Source organism: Candidatus Bathyarchaeia archaeon, from assembly GCA_035283685.1.
Taxonomy (GTDB): Archaea; Thermoproteota; Bathyarchaeia; order Bathyarchaeales; family Bathyarchaeaceae; genus DATETJ01.
The window spans coordinates 259,457-280,805 of record DATETJ010000002.1 but is presented as its reverse complement, the minus strand read 5'-3'; the positions used below and the strand labels follow the sequence as shown (position 1 = coordinate 280,805).

26 protein-coding genes are annotated in these 21,349 nt (G+C 47.6%); 16 read left to right on the top strand and 10 right to left on the bottom strand.

Annotated elements, in window-relative coordinates; genetic code table 11:
• Position 1 precedes the first annotated feature (1 nt).
• Positions 2-1,183 (top strand): DNA methyltransferase, encoded by a 1,182-nt coding sequence (locus VJ249_01595; GenBank protein ID HKZ93259.1) that lies wholly within the window; start codon positions 2-4, stop codon positions 1,181-1,183.
• 28 nt (positions 1,184-1,211) lie between these two features.
• Here the strand turns inward: VJ249_01595 and VJ249_01590 are convergent, their stop codons facing one another.
• Together VJ249_01590 and VJ249_01585 are read right to left on the bottom strand one after the other, a co-directional pair.
• The gene (locus VJ249_01590; GenBank protein ID HKZ93258.1) at positions 1,212-2,558 is read right to left on the bottom strand and encodes a terminase family protein; all 1,347 of its coding nucleotides are present in this window, start codon (positions 2,556-2,558) and stop codon (positions 1,212-1,214) included.
• Positions 2,536-2,946: a hypothetical protein gene (locus tag VJ249_01585; protein HKZ93257.1), complete on the bottom strand. Its 411-nt coding sequence runs from the start codon at positions 2,944-2,946 to the stop codon at positions 2,536-2,538. The genes VJ249_01590 and VJ249_01585 overlap by 23 nt, the downstream gene beginning before the upstream one ends.
• A gap of 383 nt (positions 2,947-3,329) precedes the next feature.
• Between VJ249_01585 and VJ249_01580 the strand changes: the two genes are divergently transcribed.
• The 7 genes from VJ249_01580 to VJ249_01550 all read left to right on the top strand — a co-directional run bounded on the left by VJ249_01580 (position 3,330) and on the right by VJ249_01550 (position 8,649).
• Complete coding sequence (locus tag VJ249_01580; protein HKZ93256.1) at positions 3,330-3,866, top strand: uL15 family ribosomal protein; 537 nt, start codon at positions 3,330-3,332, stop codon at positions 3,864-3,866.
• 55 nt (positions 3,867-3,921) lie between these two features.
• Positions 3,922-5,355: a preprotein translocase subunit SecY gene (gene secY / locus VJ249_01575; protein HKZ93255.1), complete on the top strand. Its 1,434-nt coding sequence runs from the start codon at positions 3,922-3,924 to the stop codon at positions 5,353-5,355.
• An 8-nt stretch (positions 5,356-5,363) separates the two neighbouring features.
• Positions 5,364-5,834, top strand: coding sequence for an EMC3/TMCO1 family protein (locus VJ249_01570; protein ID HKZ93254.1), 471 nt, complete (start codon positions 5,364-5,366; stop codon positions 5,832-5,834).
• Positions 5,835-6,119: 285 nt separating this feature from the next.
• Positions 6,120-6,710 carry a cytidylate kinase family protein gene (locus VJ249_01565; GenBank protein HKZ93253.1) on the top strand — a complete coding sequence of 197 codons (591 nt, stop codon included), beginning with the start codon at positions 6,120-6,122 and terminating at the stop codon, positions 6,708-6,710.
• A gap of 60 nt (positions 6,711-6,770) precedes the next feature.
• On the top strand, positions 6,771-7,049 hold the full coding sequence (locus VJ249_01560) for a 50S ribosomal protein L14e (GenBank protein HKZ93252.1): 279 nt from the start codon (positions 6,771-6,773) through the stop codon (positions 7,047-7,049).
• A 109-nt stretch (positions 7,050-7,158) separates the two neighbouring features.
• A complete protein-coding gene (locus VJ249_01555) occupies positions 7,159-7,398 on the top strand; it encodes a hypothetical protein (GenBank protein ID HKZ93251.1) in 240 nt (79 codons plus the stop codon).
• Positions 7,399-7,554: 156 nt separating this feature from the next.
• Positions 7,555-8,649, top strand: a complete 1,095-nt coding sequence (locus tag VJ249_01550; protein ID HKZ93250.1) for a hypothetical protein — start codon at positions 7,555-7,557, stop codon at positions 8,647-8,649.
• Between the two features lie 23 nt (positions 8,650-8,672).
• On the opposite strand, the gene ala is transcribed toward VJ249_01550, so the two are convergent.
• Positions 8,673-9,671, bottom strand: coding sequence for an alanine dehydrogenase (gene ala / locus VJ249_01545; GenBank protein ID HKZ93249.1), 999 nt, complete (start codon positions 9,669-9,671; stop codon positions 8,673-8,675).
• A 119-nt stretch (positions 9,672-9,790) separates the two neighbouring features.
• On the opposite strand from ala, the gene VJ249_01540 reads away from it, so the two are divergent.
• Both VJ249_01540 and VJ249_01535 read left to right on the top strand, forming a co-directional pair.
• Positions 9,791-10,195 carry an aminotransferase class I/II-fold pyridoxal phosphate-dependent enzyme gene (locus tag VJ249_01540; GenBank protein HKZ93248.1) on the top strand — a complete coding sequence of 135 codons (405 nt, stop codon included), beginning with the start codon at positions 9,791-9,793 and terminating at the stop codon, positions 10,193-10,195.
• Positions 10,183-10,995, top strand: coding sequence for an aminotransferase class I/II-fold pyridoxal phosphate-dependent enzyme (locus VJ249_01535; protein ID HKZ93247.1), 813 nt, complete (start codon positions 10,183-10,185; stop codon positions 10,993-10,995). Before VJ249_01540 ends, VJ249_01535 begins: the two co-directional genes overlap by 13 nt.
• A 12-nt stretch (positions 10,996-11,007) precedes the next feature.
• Here the strand turns inward: VJ249_01535 and ilvE are convergent, their stop codons facing one another.
• From ilvE to VJ249_01510, 5 genes are all read right to left on the bottom strand, one after another.
• Positions 11,008-11,898 carry a branched-chain-amino-acid transaminase gene (ilvE, locus tag VJ249_01530; GenBank protein ID HKZ93246.1) on the bottom strand — a complete coding sequence of 297 codons (891 nt, stop codon included), beginning with the start codon at positions 11,896-11,898 and terminating at the stop codon, positions 11,008-11,010.
• An 84-nt stretch (positions 11,899-11,982) separates the two neighbouring features.
• Positions 11,983-12,960, bottom strand: coding sequence for a hypothetical protein (locus tag VJ249_01525; GenBank protein ID HKZ93245.1), 978 nt, complete (start codon positions 12,958-12,960; stop codon positions 11,983-11,985).
• 77 nt (positions 12,961-13,037) lie between these two features.
• Positions 13,038-14,867, bottom strand: a complete 1,830-nt coding sequence (locus tag VJ249_01520; GenBank protein ID HKZ93244.1) for a threonine--tRNA ligase — start codon at positions 14,865-14,867, stop codon at positions 13,038-13,040.
• A gap of 114 nt (positions 14,868-14,981) precedes the next feature.
• A complete protein-coding gene (locus tag VJ249_01515) occupies positions 14,982-15,200 on the bottom strand; it encodes a hypothetical protein (GenBank protein ID HKZ93243.1) in 219 nt (72 codons plus the stop codon).
• A 30-nt stretch (positions 15,201-15,230) separates the two neighbouring features.
• Positions 15,231-16,151 carry a PfkB family carbohydrate kinase gene (locus VJ249_01510; protein HKZ93242.1) on the bottom strand — a complete coding sequence of 307 codons (921 nt, stop codon included), beginning with the start codon at positions 16,149-16,151 and terminating at the stop codon, positions 15,231-15,233.
• Positions 16,152-16,215: 64 nt separating this feature from the next.
• Between VJ249_01510 and VJ249_01505 the strand changes: the two genes are divergently transcribed.
• A complete protein-coding gene (locus tag VJ249_01505; GenBank protein HKZ93241.1) occupies positions 16,216-16,509 on the top strand; it encodes a 30S ribosomal protein S26e in 294 nt (97 codons plus the stop codon).
• Here VJ249_01505 and VJ249_01500 read toward each other — a convergent pair.
• Positions 16,506-17,138 (bottom strand): CDP-alcohol phosphatidyltransferase family protein, encoded by a 633-nt coding sequence (locus VJ249_01500; protein ID HKZ93240.1) that lies wholly within the window; start codon positions 17,136-17,138, stop codon positions 16,506-16,508. The two genes, VJ249_01505 and VJ249_01500, sit on opposite strands and share 4 nt — an antisense overlap.
• The gene (locus VJ249_01495) at positions 17,132-17,683 is read right to left on the bottom strand and encodes a PUA domain-containing protein (protein HKZ93239.1); all 552 of its coding nucleotides are present in this window, start codon (positions 17,681-17,683) and stop codon (positions 17,132-17,134) included. The genes VJ249_01500 and VJ249_01495 overlap by 7 nt, the downstream gene beginning before the upstream one ends.
• A gap of 79 nt (positions 17,684-17,762) precedes the next feature.
• Between VJ249_01495 and VJ249_01490 the strand changes: the two genes are divergently transcribed.
• The 5 genes from VJ249_01490 to VJ249_01470 all read left to right on the top strand — a co-directional run bounded on the left by VJ249_01490 (position 17,763) and on the right by VJ249_01470 (position 21,210).
• Positions 17,763-18,272, top strand: coding sequence for a multiprotein bridging factor aMBF1 (locus tag VJ249_01490; protein ID HKZ93238.1), 510 nt, complete (start codon positions 17,763-17,765; stop codon positions 18,270-18,272).
• A gap of 29 nt (positions 18,273-18,301) precedes the next feature.
• Positions 18,302-19,552: a GTPase HflX gene (gene hflX / locus VJ249_01485; protein HKZ93237.1), complete on the top strand. Its 1,251-nt coding sequence runs from the start codon at positions 18,302-18,304 to the stop codon at positions 19,550-19,552.
• Positions 19,527-20,084 carry a tRNA (cytidine(56)-2'-O)-methyltransferase gene (locus VJ249_01480; GenBank protein HKZ93236.1) on the top strand — a complete coding sequence of 186 codons (558 nt, stop codon included), beginning with the start codon at positions 19,527-19,529 and terminating at the stop codon, positions 20,082-20,084. Before hflX ends, VJ249_01480 begins: the two co-directional genes overlap by 26 nt.
• Positions 20,085-20,171: 87 nt before the next feature.
• On the top strand, positions 20,172-20,681 hold the full coding sequence (locus tag VJ249_01475) for a transcription factor (GenBank protein HKZ93235.1): 510 nt from the start codon (positions 20,172-20,174) through the stop codon (positions 20,679-20,681).
• Positions 20,674-21,210 carry an HDIG domain-containing protein gene (locus tag VJ249_01470; GenBank protein HKZ93234.1) on the top strand — a complete coding sequence of 179 codons (537 nt, stop codon included), beginning with the start codon at positions 20,674-20,676 and terminating at the stop codon, positions 21,208-21,210. Before VJ249_01475 ends, VJ249_01470 begins: the two co-directional genes overlap by 8 nt.
• Positions 21,211-21,349 lie beyond the last annotated feature (139 nt).

The window sequence follows — 21,349 nt, the reverse complement described above, 5'->3', positions numbered from 1 at the left end:
GTTGGAGCAAACTGCCGTCACTCGATTGCTTGCTAGGGTCGACTGGGATTTTCAAGATTATGTAAGCAAGTCATATCCAGAAGACATAAACAATATGCATTGGTACCCGGCTTCTTTTATCCCCCAAATTCCATCAATTCTCATACAAATGTTCTCTGAAAGAAAAGACGAAGTATTAGACCCTTTCTTGGGAAGCGGAGTTGCATTGGTGGAAGCGGCAAAACAGGGTCGCAATTTTCTGGGGGTTGATTCCAATCCCTATGCAGTTGATATAGTAAAAGCAAAATTCGAAGCACTGAATTGCCGCGATTGGACTTGGGCGAAAGAGTTCGCCAAGACTATATGCAACAGACGCCTAGCAGAGGAGCCATTACAATACTGTAGGCAGCATGGGATTAACGAAGAGGTTTTCAGATGGTTTCATCCAAGAACGTTGAACGAACTGCTGGAGATTCACAGTTGCATAGCGGATGATGGTGCGAGCAGTCTTCATCTGTTGAAGAAAGTAGTCTTCTCGGCCATACTGAAGTCTTGTTGCTCTCAGAGAAAGCATTACACTTACATAACTGACGGTTGCATGCCAAAGGAATTCATTGAAGTCCCTTCAAAGCAAAAGTACATTCAGCATCTTGATCTTGTTGAGGAAGCTTCTAGAAAATTCCGGAAACAATATGAAGAACTCAACTCGTGCGAGTGGAGAAGTTTAGAAGGCGATGTACGAGTTGGAGATGCTCGTGATCTCGGTTGGATTGTTCCCGGAACCGTGGATCTGATTGTCACATCGCCTCCATACCTTGGCTGCAATGACTATGCAAGATCAATGCGCCTCACTAGCCTTTTCTTTAGGGAACATAAAATACCCGACGTGCTGATTAATGAAATCGGGGCGAGGTGCAAGAGGCATAGGGAAACATTGCAGGATGAATATCTCAGGGATGTGAAGAAATCCTTCGAAGAGTGTAAGAAAGCTCTCAGAGGAGGCGGATACTTCGCACTTACTTTTGGTCAAGGAAAGGGGCGTGTGAGGAAGTCTGATGTTATAGGTCACCTAACTGATTACCTAATAATGGAGATTGGGTTCAGTAAGATTTTCGACACTCTAAGAAACATCAAGTATCATCGAATTCGCTTTCCGGGAGTCATGAATGAACGTGTTATCGTTTTCCAGAAAGCCATGGAATAGCCTAGCTCCCAGTCCCCTTTAAGATCGTTTATCTATTGGCTATAAACAGTCGGTGCTCGTTCTCTTTTTGTTTCGTGGCGTATGCTGCCAGCGCCAGTGCCCATAAATGGTCGTCGTGCGTTCCCTGTGGATGGTAGAATGTGAGTGTGCCTGCTTCTGTAGGCTTCTCTGTTGGTTTGACGGGTGATCTACTGAACCTGTACTGCTGTTCATTGATTTGCGTGAGTAGCGCTCTATCAAGTGGCAATGTTATGCGCCTTTGTTCCATGCGTGTCTGCAGCAGGGTCAGCAAGTCTTGCTTGGTTTTGGCAGTGAAGGGTAAACCGTTAACTTGTGGCGCGAACTGCTGGATTTCTTCGATGAGGCTTTCGCCGATTGCGCTTTGGTCGCAGTAGCCTCTTATGATGTCAAATTTCTGATTCAAGTTATGAATGTAGGCAACGATGTCAGTGTATGGCGTGCCTAATGGAAACTGCTTCAAGAAGACAAGCCTGAAACGGTCGTTGTCCTCTTCTTTGAGTAAGGCTATTACGCTGTAGTCCACTTTCTTGCCAAAATCAGCGCCTAAATAATAGTTACCTAAAACCTTTTCATCTTTAGTCAGCACGTCTTCAGCTATAAGGTCGTAGTCTTCTGTGCATTCGCGGATCAAGTCTTGCTTGAAGAAACTGTTCTCATCCTCCACAAACTCAGCTTCATACTCCATCTTATAACGCAGTTCACCGATGTCGCGTCGCTGCTCCTCCAAGAACTCCTTCGTAATCCGTGGACACTGCTCAGCCCGGACATGCTGACTCCAATAATTCGGATTCTTAAAACTTCGATAGAAAATATGGTCACGTCCCCAAGGCGTACTCAGCATAATAGCCGTGCCATTCGTCGTCGCCAACATAGGAAAAATAACACTGGCAACCACATCCTCAGGCATAAAAGCAGCCTCATCCATAACCACCAAATGCGCCGTAAAACCCCTAAGCCCAGCCCCATCAGGACCACACGGCAACGCAATAATCTGACTACCATTACTAAGCTGAATCAAAGTACGAGTCGACCGCACAACCGACTTCCTCAAAACCGGATGCCCAACAATAAAACGCTCAATGACACCAAACATAATCATACTCTGCCTCAAACCACGACTCACAATAAGCGTAGTCGCACCCGCATTCGTAAAAGCAAAATGAATAACCCGGATAGCAATAGCAGTAGTCTTACCCGTCTGCCTAGCCCAACAAGCCACAACCCGTCTATTCGCGCATTCGAGTAGTTCAGTTTGATACGAGAACAGTCGCAGGTTCAGGATAACACCTGCAAAGTACGCGGGACTCTTGCAGAGCTTGCTCAGCTTCTCTCTAGTATCGTCTGCTGGTTGCACGGCGCATACCACTCATACCGCTCATGCCCATTGAGGCTTGGCGCATTGCAGTGCGACATTCGCTAGCAGCTGAGCCCAGTGCTGGCGTCTGCGGTTGTGTTGGAAACTCTTTCTCCAGAGAAGAGAGAAAAGTCGCCAGATCCACATCTGATGCCGATTTGCTTCCAATGTTATGAAGGGCTTCAACCACATTAACCAAGGCTTCAACCTGCCTCGTGAGGGCCTTCAACCACCGCAACTTCTTTTCGGGCAGAACTCGTCTCGAATTAAGCTGGCTCATCGTAAACATCATGCCCTTCTTCAAATTCTCAACCGCAATCAAAAGCGGCTCATCAGAAGCCTCAACGACAGCCTTCCGAGTCTTTGCCCCGGCACTATCTTGAACCATTGCGAGTCATCCCAGATTCAATCAAACCCAAGGAATTAACGCCAACTCGCCACTGATAAAACAGAGCGAAATTCACCAATTCACAAATTTACAAGTCGCGAGAAAGACTAGACCAACATTCTAACTTCACGCATGACAACATGAAACTTCACGCTAAACAACATGGAAAAACACGCTAAACCAGCGAAAACAGACCCACAAACGCCATACAGAAACAAAAACAGTCCCTCAAACACAAACAGAAAACCAGAACTCTCACCACAAAAATTTTTTTCTGCACTCATACTAACCCTCGTCCAGCCATGGTTAAGATATAAAAGCAACCCTAACAACATCACATAAGCAAAACATACACACCAACACTAACGGAAGTAACACACCCGATGTCTCCCCACAAACTACGAAAAACCCGAAAACGCCGCGGCTCCAGAACCATGGGCTGGGGCCAAGTAGGCCAACACCGAAAACACGGAGAAAAAGGCGGACGAAACGTAGGCAAACACAAACACCTATGGTCATACGTACTAAGATACGAACCCAACTACTTCGGAAAAACCGGCTTCAAAACACCCCAAACCATAACCGGACAAAGCCACCCAAACACAATCAACATAGACCAACTAGACCAACTAATCGACAAACAAACCAGACACAAACAAATAACCAAAAAACAAGGCAAACCCTACATCGACCTCACAGCACTCGGCTACGGAAAACTACTCTCAAAAGGAAAACTAACCAAACCCGCCCTAATCAAAATCAACGCCTATTCCGAAGCAGCAGCCAAAAAAATCCAAGAAGCAGGCGGCAAAATAATAGAAACAACTAAAGAGCCAGAAAAACCCGAAACCCACGAAGCAACCGAAGCTCACGAACCCGCAGCACATGAAGCAGCAGACACAGAACCGCCTAAAGATTAATTACCCACAAACATGATTGCCCATAAAACAAGAGCGTTAAGGTGAAACCAACCGCATGCCCGGAAGATTCCTAGGCCTATTCAAACCTTTATCCAGATTCACACCCGAAGTCAAACCACCCCAACGCAAAGTAGGCTTCAACGAAAAACTCTTCTGGACCGGACTAGCCCTCGCCCTCTACTTAATCATGACCGAAGTCCCACTATACGGCTTAACCATAACAGCCGAACAGGGCGACCCATTCCTATACCTCAGAGTCATATTCGCATCCCAACGCGGCAGCCTCATGGAACTCGGAATCGGACCCATCGTCACCGCTGGACTAATACTACAACTACTCGCAGGCTCAGGTATGATAGGCTGCGACATGAGCAACCCAGACGACCGCATGCTATTCACCACAGCCAGCAAAATCTTCTCCTTCCTCCTAATCGGAGTACAAGCCTTCGCCTACATAATTGGCGGCGTCTACGGAGCCCTCCCACCTCAAGCCTCGGTTCTCATATTCATACAACTCATAATAGCAGGACTAGTACTCATGCTACTAGACGAAATGCTCCAAAAAGGCTGGGGCTTCGGAAGCGGCATCAGCCTCTTCATCCTAGCCGGAGTAGCCCAAACAGTCATATGGGACACCTTCGCAGCAACCCCCACATGGCTACACCAAGACGGAAAAAGCTGGGGCGCCATAGTAGCCCTCGTACAAACCGCGTTGTCTGGACAGCCTCTAATCTCAGTCTTCATCCGTGAACCTGGCCAATTACCAAGTATACTAGGCTTAATCACAACCATCGTCGTCTTCCTAATAGTCATATACATAGAAGGCGTCCGCGTCGAACTGCCAATCTCCTACGCCGGCTACCGAGGATACCGCGGACGCTACCCAATAAAACTCCTCTACGTATCCAACCTACCCGTCATCTTCGCCTCAGCCCTCTTCGCCAACATATACTTCATCTCGCAACTGGTCTGGAGCAACTACAACCCAAGCAACAACAACGTCTGGCTCAACCTCCTCGGACAATACAGAAGTGAGGAAGGCGGACCAGTGCCCTTCGGCGGCCTAGTCTACTACGTAATTTCGCCCAGAAGCCTCCAAGACGTGGCCGTTGACCCAATCAGAGCCTTAGCATACACAGGCATCCTCGTGTCCTTCTCCATAATCTTCTCACTAACGTGGCTTGAAGTAGGCGGCCTCGGACCAGCAAAGGTTGCACAACAACTTGTAGGCTCAGGCATGCAGATCCCAGGCTTCAGACGCTCAGAAAACCCCATTGCACAAGTTCTGAAACGCTACATCCCAACAGTAACCATCCTCGGCGGCGCCATCGTCGGCCTAATTGCATCTGTAGCTGACTTCTTCGGCGTCTTTGGATCAGGCATGGGGGTACTCTTGTCTGTCGGCATACTGTACCAGTATTATCAAATCTTGGTGCAAGAACGCGTATCAGAAATGTATCCAGCGCTCAGACGCTTCTTCGGAGGGTAAGCAAGCACATGACCTTAGAATTGTTAAAAGACATTCCTAACTCAACATTCTTCATCATGCTAATATCCTTTGCCATCTCACTTGCCACATCGACCACCAACAGACTCTTAACAAACAGAGAACAACTACGAGACTGGAACAAAGAAATAAGCCAATGGAGAAGCGAATCAATGAAAGCTGCACGATCAGGCGACAAGAAACTAATGGCCAAAGTGAAGAAACAGGAGAAACACGTCATGCAGCTACAGTCAAAGATGATGTGGCAATCCATGAAGACATCACTATTCATGATGGTACCCATGCTACTTCTTTGGTACGTGCTGCTGCCCATGCTTATTACAGTAGACAACATCGTGGCCTATCTTCCTTGGCTAGGCCCAACACTACACCTCAACGTAATACTCTGGTATCTCCTCTGCTCATTCCTAGCTGGCATAATATTCAACAAATTGTTCGGTTTAGGACTTGGAGGCGACTAACCCTATGCCCAAACCACACCAACGAACAAGAACCACAAAAAGGCAACTAGTGAAATTGCCCAGCGGAGGAGGTCTAACCACACACTTTAAGAAGAAACGATCCAAAGCCCCGCACTGCCTCAGATGCGGTCGCATCATTTTCGGTGTTGCCTCACAGGGAGGAGCCTCTAAGATCGGCCGGCTTTCGTTAAGCCAGAAAAGACCCCAACGCATGTATGGCGGACAACTCTGTAACACATGCCTGCTAGAGTCTTTGAAAGGTGCTACCCGGAGCGCCCTTCCGGCATGACTATTGAAAGCAAGAAAGTCATTATTTGTGTGGCAGGTTTAACTGCCTGCGGAAAAAGCACAGCTGCAAAGCGTCTAGCTGAAAGATACGGACTCAAGTATGTCTCTGGCGGAACCGCCCTCAAAGAACTCGCTTTAAGGTTGGGCTACAAAGCGAAAGAAAGAGGGTGGTGGGAGAGCGCTGAAGGCCTACGTTTCCTTGAAGAGCGGGCGCACGATCCACAGTTCGACAAGCAAGTTGACCACGAATTATTGAAGTGGGCTGAAAAAGGCAACGTCGTGTTGGACAGTTGGACCATGCCATGGCTATCCGAAGCCGGGTTCAAAATCTGGTTGGAAGTCTCGGCTGAGGAAAGGGCATCGCGTTTGACTCATCGTGATGACATCGATGTGGAAGAAGCTAAGAAAATCATCCAAGAAAAGGATGGCAGAACCAAACGGATCTATAATCGTCTTTACGGTTTCAGATTGGGCGAGGACTACTCGCCTTTCGACCTAGTCCTTGATAGCGAGTTACTATCCTCAAATGAGGTGTTTGACGTCCTTAGCTTCGTGGTTGAGCATCTGGCTTTGAAGCAGAGTCGATGAGGTTATAAATGCGTACTGTCATGAATGTTAAAAGCACAATCAGCATGGAGATGAACTGCAATACCCGCGATTGATATTGGAAGAATCTGCGTCAAACTCTCTGGCAGAGAAGCTGGCAAAAAATGCATCGTTGTTGACATTGTTGACAAGAATTTCGTCTTGATCACGGGTCCAAAGCAGTTGAACGGAGTCAAGCGACGCCGGGTAAACGCTAGCCACATCGAACCCACAGAACGGAAAGTGGACATTAAAAGAGGCGAATCTGACGAAGAACTGACCAAGGCTCTGGACGAACAGACACAGATTTTCCTACGCAAAATCGTGACGCCCCGCATGTAATAAAGTAACTGATTCTGCTAACCTCCAAGATTAGTTGAAGCCGGCAGGTTATCATAAGGCATATTTGGTTTAGAGCTACAATTAGTAAGAAGCGGGCGCAGGTTACTCTATGCCTGAAAGAATTCGGATGAAAATAGGGAGAGCAAGCTACATCCAGCGAATCGGCGAAAAAGATTATCTGAAGACTCGATGCCGCATCGAAAGTGTGCCAATTCGCCAACTGGCTAAGCTAGCTCGCATGAGTGGACGAACATGGCGGCTCCATCAAGAAGGAAACGACATTTACCTCGTATTAGAAGCCACGCCATGGGAAGAAGAGAAAGCATTCCGAAAGGAAAAGCTTCAATAGTTGTATGTGGACTCCAAAGTCTTATTGTGTCTAGTGACACAAGTACCTTGGATTGCTTAATCGCAATTAGCCCAACTTGATGCAAGTTTTTCCGAGGGAAAAGTTTGAATACAAAGAGTCTTATTGAATAGAGGTTTACAATAGGGGAACATCATCATGCGCTTGGTTCGAAGTATTCATGGGCTTTCAAAAATCATACTCATCTTGTTGTTGCTCATTTCATTCATTGTTGGCGCTCTATTCTCTTACGTGTACACGATGGGCTATTATGCTCCATCCGAGTTTCGAATTCCTGAGAAACCTGTCATAACCATACAAAGTGTTGAGTTCTCAGAGCAGAATACGAGGTTCTTCGATGTCACCCTGCTCAACCCCTCATATTCACTTTCCGACGTCAACATAACCAGAATCGAGGCCAGAACAACCGACGATAACAGAGTTCACGTGATAACAGAGGCAATACCTGGAATCCCATTTATTCTCAGGAAGGGACACTCGCAGACCTTCCGCGCCACATGGAATTGGGCAAATTATACAGGTATCCGGCTACCGTACACTGACAGACCAGTGGAAATCCGAATCTTCTCTCAAGATGGAAGAGGCGAGATCTTCGAACTTAAGAGGCCATTGACCATTCTCATAATAACAGACCTCGAGTTCAACCCAGGCATAAGCGTGAACCACTTCAATGTGACAGTTCAAAACCTAGAGTCATCACAAACCTATGTCAACGTCTCGGCGTTTAGTCTTGAGGGCAACGTTGTTCCGACAGATAAGGTAACTCCCAACCTACCCTACGCCTTAAGTCCTGGCGACAGCCCCGTCAAGTTCCAATGCTTCTACAACTGGACAGCCCTTATGAATCAAAGCATCACCGTGGGCGTGAGTACGCTGCAAGGATACATTGCATTGCGCACCCGGACTCTTCCAGAACCAGTTATCCTTGATATTCCACAGGTCATTCTTAATGCTACAACAAGCACTGAGCAGTTCAATGTCACTGTAACTAACGCGGCAGCTTCATCCACATACGTCGACATAAACCGAATCACAATTGCAGTCAATCAGCAAGCTCCTATCAACATAACACAATGGATGCCAGACCCCTCGTCGAGGCTTGATAAGAACTCGACGGTTCTAATCGTCTGCAATTGGAATTGGAGCAGCTACGCAGGGCAGTCTGCGACCGTGAAGGTTACGATATACACTTCTCAGGGATTCATTGTCTCTAAAGAGACTCAAATTCCTTGAAGTAACGGCAGTTCCGTCGAAATTCATAAGAGCTCGATCATCTGTCCCAAGCCGTGTGCCATAGCCTTTTTGTAAGCAATGTTGGCAGTGACCGCGCTTTGTACAGCCAAGCCGGTGGAAGTGAAAACTGTGATTTCATCGTCGCTTTTTCTACCTTGTTTCAGACCTGCAACGATTTCACCAAGGCTGCACCAGATGTCTTCTTTTTTCAATACGCCCTGCGAGAACGGAACGTTGATTTCGCCGCTGAGAGAAGCCTGCTCCCAATCGTCCACAACAATCTTGGCTCGCTTGAGTATGCCTGAGTCTATTTCCTGCTTGCCTGGTGCATCTGCTCCGATGCAGTTTATGTGCGCGCCGGGCTGAATCCAATCATTTAGAACAACTGGCGCCCTAGAAGGAGTGGTCGTCGCAATGATGTCTGCCTTCCAAACAGCATCTTCTGGGCGTTCTACTGGAACAACCCGTGTAATCCTCTTACCCACCTCTCTTTTGATGTGCTCTAAGAACTCCTCTCGCGTTTGCTTTGTTCGGCTCCAAACCCTCACTTCTTCAAGACTGCCATAAAGCGTTAGTAACGCCATTAGCTGTGCTTTTGCCTGTGCTCCAGCGCCAACCAAGCCCACAATTTTCGAGCTTTTCTTCGCCAAATACTTGGCAGCGATGCCGCCTGCAGCACCCGTCCTCAGGTTGGCAATATAGGTGCCACCAATCATGGCTATAGGCGTTCCGTTCTTCGGCTCCAGCATTAGAACAGTTGCCATGACCGTGGGAAGCTTGAACTTTGCTCTGTTATTCTCGTGGACGTTCAGAATTTCAACCGCTGAGATGTCAAGCCCTTCAAGATAAGAGGGCATGGCTCGAACGTCGCCGTTGTATTTCTGGTAGGAAAGAAATACTTTGGAAGGCGTTTGTGCCCTATTCATCCCTTTCTCGGCAAACGCTAGCTCTACTGCCTCCATAACCTCTTCCATCGACAGAAGCCGTTTGACATCGTCTTCTGCCAAAATCAGCGTTTTCATAATGATCATCTTTGGACTGTGTTCTCCTGCTCTCAAGTTAAGTTTTGCGTGGCAAACTGGGCATTTTGGCTGCGGAAATCTTTTAGAGTCAGTTGCACAGCACACCGGCAGAGGCAGGAATGATGTTTAGGGCGACCAGGCGTACGCAATCAATTGAGTATACCATCCGCGATGTGCTGACCTTTGCGAAGAAGCTGGAGCAACAAGGCAGAAAGATACTCTATCTTAACATTGGCGACCCGTGCAAATATGATTTTGAAACGCCCGAATACATCAAAAAGGCTCTGATGAAGGCGGTTGAAGAAGGTAATAACTGGTATGCGCCGTCCGAAGGTTTGCCCGAACTTCGAGAAGCTATCTGCGAAAAAGAAAGCACAGTTAATGGCGTTAGCATTCAAGCTGACGATGTGATCGTTACCCAAGGCATCTCTGAAGGCATTCAAATGCTAATGGCTGCAATTGTCGAAGCTGGCGATGAAGTCTTGGTCCAGGGCCAACGTATCCACCCTACATGTCGTATGTGAAATTCTTCGGAGGCCGTGCAGTCTCGTACGAAACCATTGAGGAAGACAACTGGCAACCTAACGTTGATGACCTTAAACGGAAGATTTCTCACAAAACGCGTGCTATAGTGACTATTAACCCTAACAATCCGAAAGGTGCATTGTACAACGAAAAAGCTGTTAAGAAAATAATAGATTTGGCTGGCGAACATGACCTCCTGCTTGTCTCAGATGAGATTTACGACAGAATAGTGTTCAAGGAAGGTTTCGTTAGTGCTGCGCACATAGCTAAGGATGTGCCCGTTGTTGGAATGAACGGTTTCTCCAAGACCTATTTGATGACTGGATGGCGGTTAGGCTACGTGTACTTCCATGATCCCAAGGGAAAGCTTGTTGAGCTTAAGGAATGCGTGGCAAAGCAGACGAGGATACGCCTGAGTGCAAGTACACCTGTTCAAAAGGCTGGAGTTGCCGCCCTCAAAGGTTCACAGAAGCACATTGAAGAGATGACACAGAAGTTGCTGCGAAGGCGGGACTATGCATGGAAACGTCTCAATCAAATCAGAGGAATAAGTAGTGCCAAGCCTGAAGGCGCCTTTTACGTTTTTCCAAAAGTTGAAGGCGTCGGGTCTCAGTGGAAGACTGATGGCGACTTTGCACGTCAACTTCTTGAGGAGACTGGCGTTCTAGTAGTCCATGGTTCAGGGTTTGACGAAACTTATGGGTCTGGGCACTTTAGAGCAGTGATACTACCACCTGAAGAAATGTTGGAGGAAGGTCTTAATCATCTGGAAGGCTTCGTGTCGAAACAGAAGAGATGAGGCAAAGGATACTTAGCGAATTCGTACCCCGTGTTTCGGTTCTCTCACCATTTTGTCAAATTCCTTGAGTAACTTGCTGGTTATGGGTCCAACTTTGCCAGTGCCAATTACCCGTTTGTTCATTTCTCTTACGGGTGTGATCTCTGCGGCAGTTCCTGTCAAGAAGACTTCGTCAGCCGTGAACAGTTCATTCGGTGTGACATTTCTCTCTATTGTCGCGTAGCCAAGTTTCTCCCCAAGTTCCATAGCTGCAGTTCTTGTTATGCCGTGTAAGGCACCGGTGGAAGTGGGCGGCGTGATTATCTCCCTGCCTTTTACGATGAATATGTTCTCCGCTACTCCCTCGCACACGAATCCTGTCTGGTCGAGGCAGACGGCCTCATCGACGCCTGCATTGTTGGATTCAATCTTGGCGAGAACGCTGTTCAGGTAGTTTAGTGATTTCACTTCATGGCTTGTGGCGTCGACTGGGTCTCTTTTAACCCAAGTAAGCATTGCTGCTATGCCCTTCTCCTTCTTCTCTTTAGAGTGTAGCGCAATCATGGGTTCGGTGATGATTATGATTGTGGCTTTGGAGCATTTTCTGGGATCTAAGCCCAGGTCGCCTACGCCGCGAGTAACTACGAGACGTATGTAAGAGTCTTTGAGCTTGTTTTTCCTGAGAGTATCTAAGACAGCCTTAATCATCTGCTCCTGAGTAATGGGTATCTGCAGCATGATGCTGTGTGCAGACTTGTACAGCCGCTCGATGTGTTCCTTCAATCTGAAGACTACATTGTCATATGCCCGTATACCTTCAAACACGCCGTCGCCGTAGAGGAGGCCATGATCGTATACGGAAACTTTCGCTTCAGATTTAGGGTAGAACTTACCATCTACGTATACAGCTGGTTCCTTCTCCACGGATTTCCTCCTCTTTCGCTATGGAATACGTATGCAACATTCGTTAGGCATTTATACTTTTTTGCAGGCGGCTGGTCAATTTCTCTAAAATCTTGATAACTCACGCGCTATGCAGATGAATCCGGTGCAAGCCACAGCAATTAACAGTATGCCCCCGATGTCCAAAAGGACGAGGCTGGCACTCCAAAATACAACAACATTCATGAGCCACTCGGGCAAACTATGGAACGGTCCAATCCACGGCGATTGCCATATCAAGCTCCAGAAGCTCAGTGAAAGCACGATCGAACCGACAAATGCGCCTAACCCATACACAAGTGCAACCAATAGTGCGAACACATGTGGAATAGGTCGTTCTTCTCCAGCATAGCTGTAGATCGTGTGAACCGTGACAGCAATCGGCACAAGAACAACAGTTGCGCTTTCAAGGACCGTAAACGACAGAAAGGGACCGGTGAATGGAATGGCCCATCCAAAGACGAGGTCAAGCACGCGAAGGTTTAGTATAGCGTAAGCCAAAACGACCCCACTCAAAATGCCCAATGCCGAGCCCAACAGCTTCGAACGTACATCAGACGAAGTATAAAGCGCAGCGCTTGTGACCATAATCAAGGGAGCGATTGTCAAGGTCAAAGCTGCTGGATTACTCTCGGAAAGTAGTAGCGTCGAGCCCGTGCCAAGGCAAAGTAAATAGAACGAGCCGAGCGCCACTCCTAGAAAGGCTGGGTCTTTAACTCTGCCCCTTTCATAGAACTGAACTGAGCCGTAAATGAGGAGCAGGCCAAGTACGATAGATATGGATGAAGCGATGAGGAAGAGAGTTCTTCCAGCGACGGCGCTAATGTTTGCTTGAGAAGTAATCGGTATGGTCGAGATGGAGTAGCCAATCAGTATCGCCACTGGGGCGTTTACAAGGATATATCCTATCCCAAGCATGGTTATTGCCGCTAAAGACATCTTCCTGAAAAGAAGTTCCAACCTACTTATTCGCGGCTCTTCGACTGGAGTAGGTGTGAACTTTGGCGTCTGCTCTTGAACAACAACCTGCTGTCGTTTGTCCATGACCTTTGCTGCGATATTTATTCTATATAACATGTATGGATGTCAAATCTGTATTCTGAGTTTGGACGTAATGAACATCAGAATTGCGGGCGCTTGGACAGCTCTCTAGGCAAAGTCAGCGAGCGAAGAGGTTTTCCAGCAGTTTTCGCCCTCAACTCCTCTGTTAGCTCTTGAATCCTCAGTTTTCTAATCGTCTTCAGTTCTCGGTCCCGAACCGCTAGAATCCCAGACTCCATTTCTCTCTGACCGACAACTAACACATAGTTTATCCATTCCATTTCTGCCTCTCGGACCTTTCTCTGCATAGTTAGAGGTCGGTCGTCGATGTCTACTCGTATATCATGCGTTTCCAGTTCGTCCGCAATTTTCACCGCGTCTTTAGTGAATTTGTCCGAAATCGGGATGATTCTAATCTGCGTTGGCGATAGCCAAAGAGGCAAACTTGGAACCTTCTTCTTCAGTGCCGCATCCAAGACTGTGTAGATGTAACGTTCTATTCCTCCTATAACGGCGGTGTGCAGGATAGGCGGATATGATTCTCCTCTTTTCTCGTCAATGTACTTGATTCCGAATCGTTTCGCGTTTCCCATGTCAATTTGAACCGTGGCTATCTCTCTTGACCTTTTGAGCTCATCAGTTATGTGATATTCCACATTGATGACCCAGTAGTATTTTCCCTCAGGGACGAAGTGCAAGAGAGCAGGCCTCTGGTCGGCTTCAACTAGCTCTCTCATGAAGTCCCGGTTCTTTTCAAAGAAACTTTTTGTCAGGTTGTAGAGAGAAACGTAGTGGTTGCCCAGCTCTCTGACTTTTTCGTGGATTTTCTTGTGAACTCTGAGCATCATCTCTTTTGCTTGTTCGAGGTCTCTGCAAAAAACATGATAATCGGGCATATAGAATCTTCGTAGTCTGAATCCCAGCAACGTCTCGCCTGACTGTTCCAATCGGTAGCTGTCTGCGATTTCGAACATTCCGAATGGTATCTGCCTGTAGCTGATCATCCAGTCTTTCAACATTGTGAACTGCTGAAAACATGATGCATACTTCAGGATGAACTCTTCATTGTCAACCCGCATTGTGTAGAGTCTTTCGCCAAACAGGTCAGCATGTTCCTTGATCGCTGGGACATTCAAATTAAACAGGTTTGTGCCTTTTATTGAGAAACTCGGTATTTTGAGCTCGTTTACGCTTTGCCATGCGTAGTCTCCAGCCAAATCAACCATCAATGCGGCTTTTGGTCCATACCGCATGTGCCCCGAGTCGGAGCTGGGTTCCCATTCAAATCCGAATTTCTTCAAAACTGAAATGATACGCGGTTCTCCACCCGGGGCTTCCTTCTTGAAGACTTCCTTGTCAACAAGAGTCTTGATGTCCTCTTCGCCTTTTCCAAACGGGTAGTCTTTCGGGTCTGCAGTGTCTCCTTTCAGTTTCAGTATCAAATATTCGGGCTTGGGAACTTTCCACTTCTTTACCGTTCTCCCTTTCTTAGCCTCCTTTATGGGCACAATGATTTTTGACTGTTCTGCCAAGGGATGCCCTTTGATGGAGATAGTGAACTGTTTGTTCCACCCGAAGGGGCTTCGATGTGTCTCTAGGCCAAGGTTTGTGGAGTGCTTTTCCATTGTTTTGAGAATTCTGAGAGCGTCTGCAGGCTTGGCTAGATTCGTGCTCAAGTGCGCATACGGATAGATCAGGATTCTATTTGCTTTCAGGGTCTTCAGCGACTCGTTCACAGCGCTCATAGCTTGCTTAGCAACTGATTCGTCGTCGCCCTGCTCCACACATGTGAACAGAACGACAAGGTCGTCTAGTCTGAAGGGCCTTGTCTCAGCATCCTCGGCTATGGCTATCTCTTTTTTTATCGGCTTGATCTCAATGAAGTCGGAATGCAGCTGCAGTATTCTCAAAACAGGTCTGCCTCGCTCAATTATGCGAACTCAATCATAGAATGAGTTTTCTACAGATTAGTCTTGCGTTCACGTATCGATGGTCTGTTTGAAAGAACGCTAGGTAGGACATTCTCAAGTTCTGCCTGGAACGCCACGTCTCCACTTTTCTAGGGCACGGTCTTTCTTTGTTTCCTTTTTGAATTCCTTATAGTGTTCTTTACACAGATATGTTCGCCGGGACTCGCTGACTTTTAGACCCGCGTTTTTCACTTTATCAGTTTGCAGTGAACGAATAGCGTCGTTGCTGCATCCAGTCACACTGCATTTCACGCCTTTAGAAACACGTCCCACGACGCTTGCACCACCTAGTTTAATCACCTTTCATATGTCTTTCTGATATATTCGCCCAGCTCGCTCATAAGTCTCTTGCTTGCTGCCAAATCTTTCTGGACCAACGCCCTCCACCACGAAAGAAGCCATTGCAGAACCCACACAAGCACACCAGAATGGATCCTTACCCTCAATGTATTCGGCTAAGAAGGCACCAATATACGCGTCGCCAGCACCTGTGGGATCAACAACTACTTGTGGTTTGGATGCGGGCACGTTGTAGAAGGCGTTGTCTATGAGAAGCGTTGAACCTTTCAGACCTCGCGTAGCAATCACAACCTTTACACCGTAGTCTTGGATCTTTCTTGCGGCTTGTTTGACCTCGTGGGTTCCCACTACCATTTTCATCTCGTTTATCGAGGATTTGTATACATCAATTAGTTCCAAAGTTGATCTGGGCGCCCAGTGCCTAGGCTTCATGTTCCCCCATGTGTTGAAGGAGCGTACAAAGCCCTGTGGGTCAAGCGACAGCGTGTTGGTTGTTTTACGAAGCTTTGCAATTGTGTCTGTTGACAACTCATTTGCAATTGGTGCAACATGGATGGCTTCGGCTTGCAGCGAAGCCGGTATGTCCATCGCAGATATTCGGGGAGCACGAGTTTTCAGCTGAAGCTTTCGTTCATTAGCGGCTTGGTATCTAAGAATGAAATGTGTGGTGACACTCCTTTCGACCTGTTTTAGCCCTGATAAGTCTACGCCGTTGCTCAGAAGCCAATCTCGATGCTCTCTTGAAAAATCGCCGCCAACCTTTGAGATTACGGAAACCTCGGCGCCAAGTCTCGCAGCTGCGACTGAAACGTATGTTGGCGGTCCTCCTAACGTTGTTCTCGCCGGCGTTACTATGGGTAAGTTTATAGTGTCTACGGCAAAGTGCCCGACCGTCACAAGGTCAAATTTGCTTTTATGTGTCATGGTGGAAACATCTATAAGCATGCTACTTCATTCGAATAATAATTAAACTCTGGGGCTGCGAAAGGTGCCTGTGAAAAGAAAAAGCCGAGGCCGAGCCAAAGGCGGAAAGGGACGAAGCGATCTAGTGCAGTGTAGTTCATGCGGAGGTTTGGTCCCATCTGACAAGGCGAAGAAGATCTCTCGTCCGGTAACTTTGGTTGAGCCCACACTGGCTCGAGAGCTTCGTCAAAGAGGTGCCTATCTGCCCACTCATGTTGAGACCAAATACTACTGTGTGTCATGCGCCGTGCACCGAGGCATCGTCAAAGTGCGAGCTCGGGATGAACGGCGAAGAGCTTGGCGACGTCCCAGATACTAGACGACAGTTGTGGTTGCAGACTCCTTCTCTCGAGCTTTTCTTCTGAAGTAGATGGTTCTATGCAGCACGGTCAGATTCGTAAGCACAGCGAGGAAAAACATGCTCCAGTGTAGTGCGTCTCTCCAAAGAAGGGTAAGGAAGCTAGCAGCCACTATAATCATTATGCGCTCAGCTCGTTCAGCCAAACCCACTGTCTCCATTTTGACGCCTGCAGCCTCAGCTCTGGCACGGCTGTAACTGACTAGTAAGGTACCCATTAGAGCGGCGAGACCGATGAGTAGCCATGATGGTTCCGTTGCTAGCCAACCTAGAGTTACTCCGACTAGAACCATGGAATCAGCATAACGATCGAGAAGCGAGTCGAGAAAGCCGCCGAATAGAGTGATCCTACCATAAGTCCTTGCTAGGACGCCGTCTAAAGCATCAAAGAAGCCCGAAATCAGTAGCAATACCGCTGCAGCGATCAGTACGGCATCGTCGGATCGTGAGGTCCAGTATAGGTATGCAGAGAATAGCGCGGCCAGCACTCCGAGGAAGCTGATCTGATTCGGCGTTAAACCGACCTTGTGTGCGAGTCTAGCCTCGTCTACCATCAGCTGCTGAATGCGTTCTTTCAGTCTAGTTAGCAATTCTGAGGCTCCTCAACTGCTAAGGTGCGCTGGTCGCGGCGTCTACCTGAATGTTGTTTCACTTGGTTCTTTCGTTTTTCGTCCACGCCTCTACGCACGCGAACAGCTAATCCTCGTGTGAACAGCTTCATTTCTGTGCCCGTCAGAACTGCTTTGCCAACGGCCAAAACATTGCCGCCTTTGTCTAGAACTATTACTTCGTCGTGAGGTCGAATTTCCGCATCAGCGTCGATTATGTGTTTGGCGAAGACGCTTTTGCCCTTGCTGATGAAAGATGCTGCCTCTTCAGAAACCTTCGCCCACAAACTTGGTGCATTAGCTCGAATCAGGCGTTTTGCACCGTCAATTGTAAGTGAAAACGTGCCATCCGTGGGGCGCAGTGTAGCCAACAACTTATCCCTGCAGCGAACATGTCTTATTCTCCCGGTTTTTCTCGAAAGGGCTGTGTTGACGCCGTTAGGGAACAAAAAGTTGCCTGCAGCTTTGCCGAACTGGTAATCCGCTATCTTGCGAATTTTTTCAAGAGTCTCCTGTTTGTGCTTCAAGCCGAAGTGCACCATAGGATCTTAACAAAGTATAAAGACAAGATGCATGTAAAAACAATTTTGGAGAGTGAATTTCGACATGCGCTGCGAAGTCTGCGGACGCAGAATAATTGGGCCCCCATTCAAAGCCAACATTGAAGGTGCCAAGATGTTGGTATGCAGCGAATGTGCTAAGCTTGGCTCTGTTGTTTGGGAGGCTAAGGCTGAGCCGCGTTTGAAGAAGGTGGCGAGAAGGATGACCGCACCTGTGCTGCCCCCTAAGAGGCAGCCCCCAATATCTGTAGCAGACAACTTGGAGCTTGTAGATGACTTCGGCAATAGGATAAGGTTGGCGCGTGAAAGAATGAGCTTAAGCCACCAGGAGTTAGGCAAGAAAATTAGCGAGAAGGTTTCAGTCTTGCGCAAGATCGAAAGCGGGAAGATGACTCCTGACAACTTATTAACGGAGAAGTTGGAACATGCTCTGAGGCTTAAGCTGTTAGCTCCTGTTTCTGAACCTAAGATTCCAACTCAGGCGTTAGCCTCTCGCCCAGCGTCACCTACGCTGGGGGACATTCTAAAGGTGAAAAAAGAGAAGAAAGAAACGTAAATTGGAGGCAGAAGGCACAAACGAGAGCAATAATAGTTCAGCGACGCCTAAGCCGTGAGCCATCAAGCCTCGGCGAGCTTCAAAGCCTTGCCCATTCTGCTGGATACACCGTTGTTGGCAGAATGGAGCAGGTAAGGCACGCTGATCCAAGCTATCAAATAGGATCCGGCAAGGTTGAAGAACTCGCTGATTTGGTCAAAGACAAAAAGGCGGAAAGAATAATCTTTGATAACGAGCTCAAGTCGCTTCAAGCATATAACTTAGTTAAGGAAACCGGTGTTGAAGCTCTAGATCGTTTTCAACTCATTCTGGAGATATTTGCTCGCAGAGCCGCAACCACTGAGGCTAAGCTGCAAATAGACCTTGCTCGACTTCGCTACGAGTTGCCACGCGCCAAAGAGAAAGTCAAACTAGCAAAAAGAGGTGAGCAGCCAGGGTTCATGGGACTGGGCGCATATCAAGTGGACGTGTATTATGACACCATTAAGCGGCAAATCCATCACATTAAAAGCAGGTTGAAGACTGTGGGTAAAAAGCGAAGCCTTCATCGAAAGCGCCGTTTGGAACTTGGATACTCGATAATTTCCCTAGCTGGCTACACAAACGCTGGCAAAAGTTCTTTGTTCAACGCTTTAGCTAAAGAAGAGGTGCGAGTTGGCGAAGGCTTGTTCACTACTTTGTCAACAACAACACGAGCAGTAAGCCTGTCCAACAAGAAGGTCTTGCTGACCGATACTGTTGGCTTCATTGATCGCTTGCCTCTGACTCTTATTGAGGCTTTTCACTCAACGCTTGAGGAAACTATTTTCTCGGATCTCATTTTGCTGGTTGTGGATATGAGCGAAGCTCAGGAGGACATAGAGAACAAGTTGAACGTTTGCTTAGATACCATTCAAACAATTGGTGCCACAGGAATCCCTATTGTGACAGTTCTCAACAAAATCGATCTCCTAGAAGGGCAGGAGCTTGAACGAAAATTGGCGATCTTAAAGAGGTTGGTTCACAATCCTGTACCTGTTTCTGCCCTTCTGGGCACCAATGTGTCTTTGTTGCAGCGTGAAGTGATAAGTCTTCTGAAGGATTATGTCAAATGTTCGTTTGTGATTCCGATGCAGAGTCAACATGCTTCGTTCATCTCTTGGCTTCACAGCCGAGCTGACGTGCAGAGCTTGAGATACGAGGGCGATCTTGTGCGTGTCGATTTTGAGTCGGTTCCATGGTTCGCAGATAGAGTTAGAGAGCGTGTGAATCAGCTTGGAGGAGCTTTCGAAAAAGCCTAATGTGTTCGTTCTGCGTTGGGGGCATCGCTTCAGAGACCAGCGGGTCACTTCCCATGTTGCACTCGTTGCTCGAGCTTTTGGTGCCTCAGGCTTTGTTCTGGCTGACGTGAAGGATGATGAAGTCAGAGCGACGATTGAAAAAATCATGGCGAATTGGGGTGGAAAGCTGCTTTTTGAAATGGGTACTCCATGGAAACAGACAGTTAAGGAATGGCGAAGTAAAGGTGAGGCGGTTGTCCATCTGACGGCTTACGGAGAGAACATACAAACCAGCAATGTAATCGAGAGAATAAGGGCTACTGGCAAGAACCTTCTGGTTCTTGTGGGCAGCCAGAAGGTGCCTAAGGAGTTTTTTTCCCGTGATGTGTCGGACTTCAATGTGGCGGTGGGCAGTCAACCGCATTCTGAGATATCCAGCTTAGCTGTTTTCTTGGATCGACTATTCAAGGGAGAGGAGTTGAGTATGGATTTCAACGACGCTAAATTGAGGATCGACCCTCAGAAACATGGCAAAAAAATAGCGAAATCATGAAATTGGCTAGTTTTCTAGAACAACAGATTTAAGGATACTTACATACTATTTATGGTGTGGGCCTACAAGGAAACGGGTGTCTGCTAAGTGATTTATGTTGATGACAAGACCTTGAACAAAGTCGCTGAAGTTTTTGGAAATGAAGAGGCAGTCAAGGTCATGAATGTGCTCAAGGGAGTAGAGGAGATCACAGATGATCAGATTGCCAGCAAGACGGGCATACGCTTGAATTCGGTGCGTAAGATTTTATACAAGCTTTATGATCATTCGTTGGTGGCGCTGAGAAGGTCTAGAGACGAGAACACAGGCTGGTTTATCTTTCACTGGAAGCTTCAGCCTGACCAGTTGGAAGGCTTCATTCTGAACCAGAAGCGGCGAGTGTTGGAGAAGCTTCAGATTCGGCTTGATTATGAAAAAGGCCACGATTTCTATTTCTGCGATTCTCCTAAATGTCAACGGATTCCATTTGAGGACGCGGTTGAGTCTGTGTTTCGCTGTCCTAGTTGTGGTAGCCCGCTTATGCACTTTGATAATCAGCACATTATCAAAGCTTTGGAGACTAAGGTTGAGCAGCTTAGGAAGGAGCTGAGTGATTGAGTCCAAGCTGCCCACTCGCGGTGAAGCGTTAGTTTATCTCGTTGAATCAGGCTGTTCCAAAGCCGTTGTTGAGCATTGTAAGGCTGTTTCCATGTTTGCTCGCAAGATTGCAGAGGCTTTCACGGCAAGAGGCTTTAACATTGATCTTAAGCTCATAGAGATTGGGGGGCTGCTTCATGATATCGGGCGCTCTAAAACCCACACGGTAGATCATGGCGTGGCTGGAGGTGAAATTGCTCGCTCGTTGGGGGTTCCCTCTTCCGTGGTTCGGGTCATTGAACGACATGTTGGAGGAGGCATCCCAAAGGCCGAGGCAGAGCGACTAGGGTGGCTTGCTAAGGATTTCTTGCCTAAGACGTGGGAGGAGAAGATTGTGTGTTATGCTGACAAGAGGATTGAAGGCTTGAGAGTGGTGTCAATTGGGCGAGCTGAAAAAACTTATGCTGCAAGTTTAGGGGAAGGTCATCCAGCTCTCTACAGGATTAAGAAGCTGCACGATGAAATCGTGGCTGTGGTTGGAGAGTTTTGACCACAGTCGCGTTGCTTGAGAAAGCGTACGGCTCATTTTCCATGAAGCGCTTTGAAGCAAGTATATCTGCTCTCTGCAAAGACCTAAAGGTAAGAATCAGTGTGCGAAGCGCTCTACATCGTGACTGGATTCACGTAGA

What these genes read in the sequence shown, in the direction of transcription:
- VJ249_01525 (HKZ93245.1), bottom strand. Translation starts at nt 12,960, where the DNA reads ATGGACAAACGACAGCAGGTTGTTGTTCAAGAGCAGACGCCAAAGTTC.
- VJ249_01570 (HKZ93254.1), top strand. Translation starts at nt 5,364, where the DNA reads ATGACCTTAGAATTGTTAAAAGACATTCCTAACTCAACATTCTTCATC.
- VJ249_01565 (HKZ93253.1), top strand. Translation starts at nt 6,120, where the DNA reads ATGACTATTGAAAGCAAGAAAGTCATTATTTGTGTGGCAGGTTTAACT.
- VJ249_01510 (HKZ93242.1), bottom strand. Translation starts at nt 16,151, where the DNA reads ATGACACATAAAAGCAAATTTGACCTTGTGACGGTCGGGCACTTTGCC.
- VJ249_01490 (HKZ93238.1), top strand. Translation starts at nt 17,763, where the DNA reads ATGCGCTGCGAAGTCTGCGGACGCAGAATAATTGGGCCCCCATTCAAA.
- secY (HKZ93255.1), top strand. Translation starts at nt 3,922, where the DNA reads ATGCCCGGAAGATTCCTAGGCCTATTCAAACCTTTATCCAGATTCACA.
- VJ249_01535 (HKZ93247.1), top strand. Translation starts at nt 10,183, where the DNA reads ATGTCGTATGTGAAATTCTTCGGAGGCCGTGCAGTCTCGTACGAAACC.
- VJ249_01580 (HKZ93256.1), top strand. Translation starts at nt 3,330, where the DNA reads ATGTCTCCCCACAAACTACGAAAAACCCGAAAACGCCGCGGCTCCAGA.
- VJ249_01540 (HKZ93248.1), top strand. Translation starts at nt 9,791, where the DNA reads ATGATGTTTAGGGCGACCAGGCGTACGCAATCAATTGAGTATACCATC.
- ala (HKZ93249.1), bottom strand. Translation starts at nt 9,671, where the DNA reads ATGAAAACGCTGATTTTGGCAGAAGACGATGTCAAACGGCTTCTGTCG.
- VJ249_01555 (HKZ93251.1), top strand. Translation starts at nt 7,159, where the DNA reads ATGCCTGAAAGAATTCGGATGAAAATAGGGAGAGCAAGCTACATCCAG.
- VJ249_01585 (HKZ93257.1), bottom strand. Translation starts at nt 2,946, where the DNA reads ATGGTTCAAGATAGTGCCGGGGCAAAGACTCGGAAGGCTGTCGTTGAG.
- VJ249_01550 (HKZ93250.1), top strand. Translation starts at nt 7,555, where the DNA reads ATGCGCTTGGTTCGAAGTATTCATGGGCTTTCAAAAATCATACTCATC.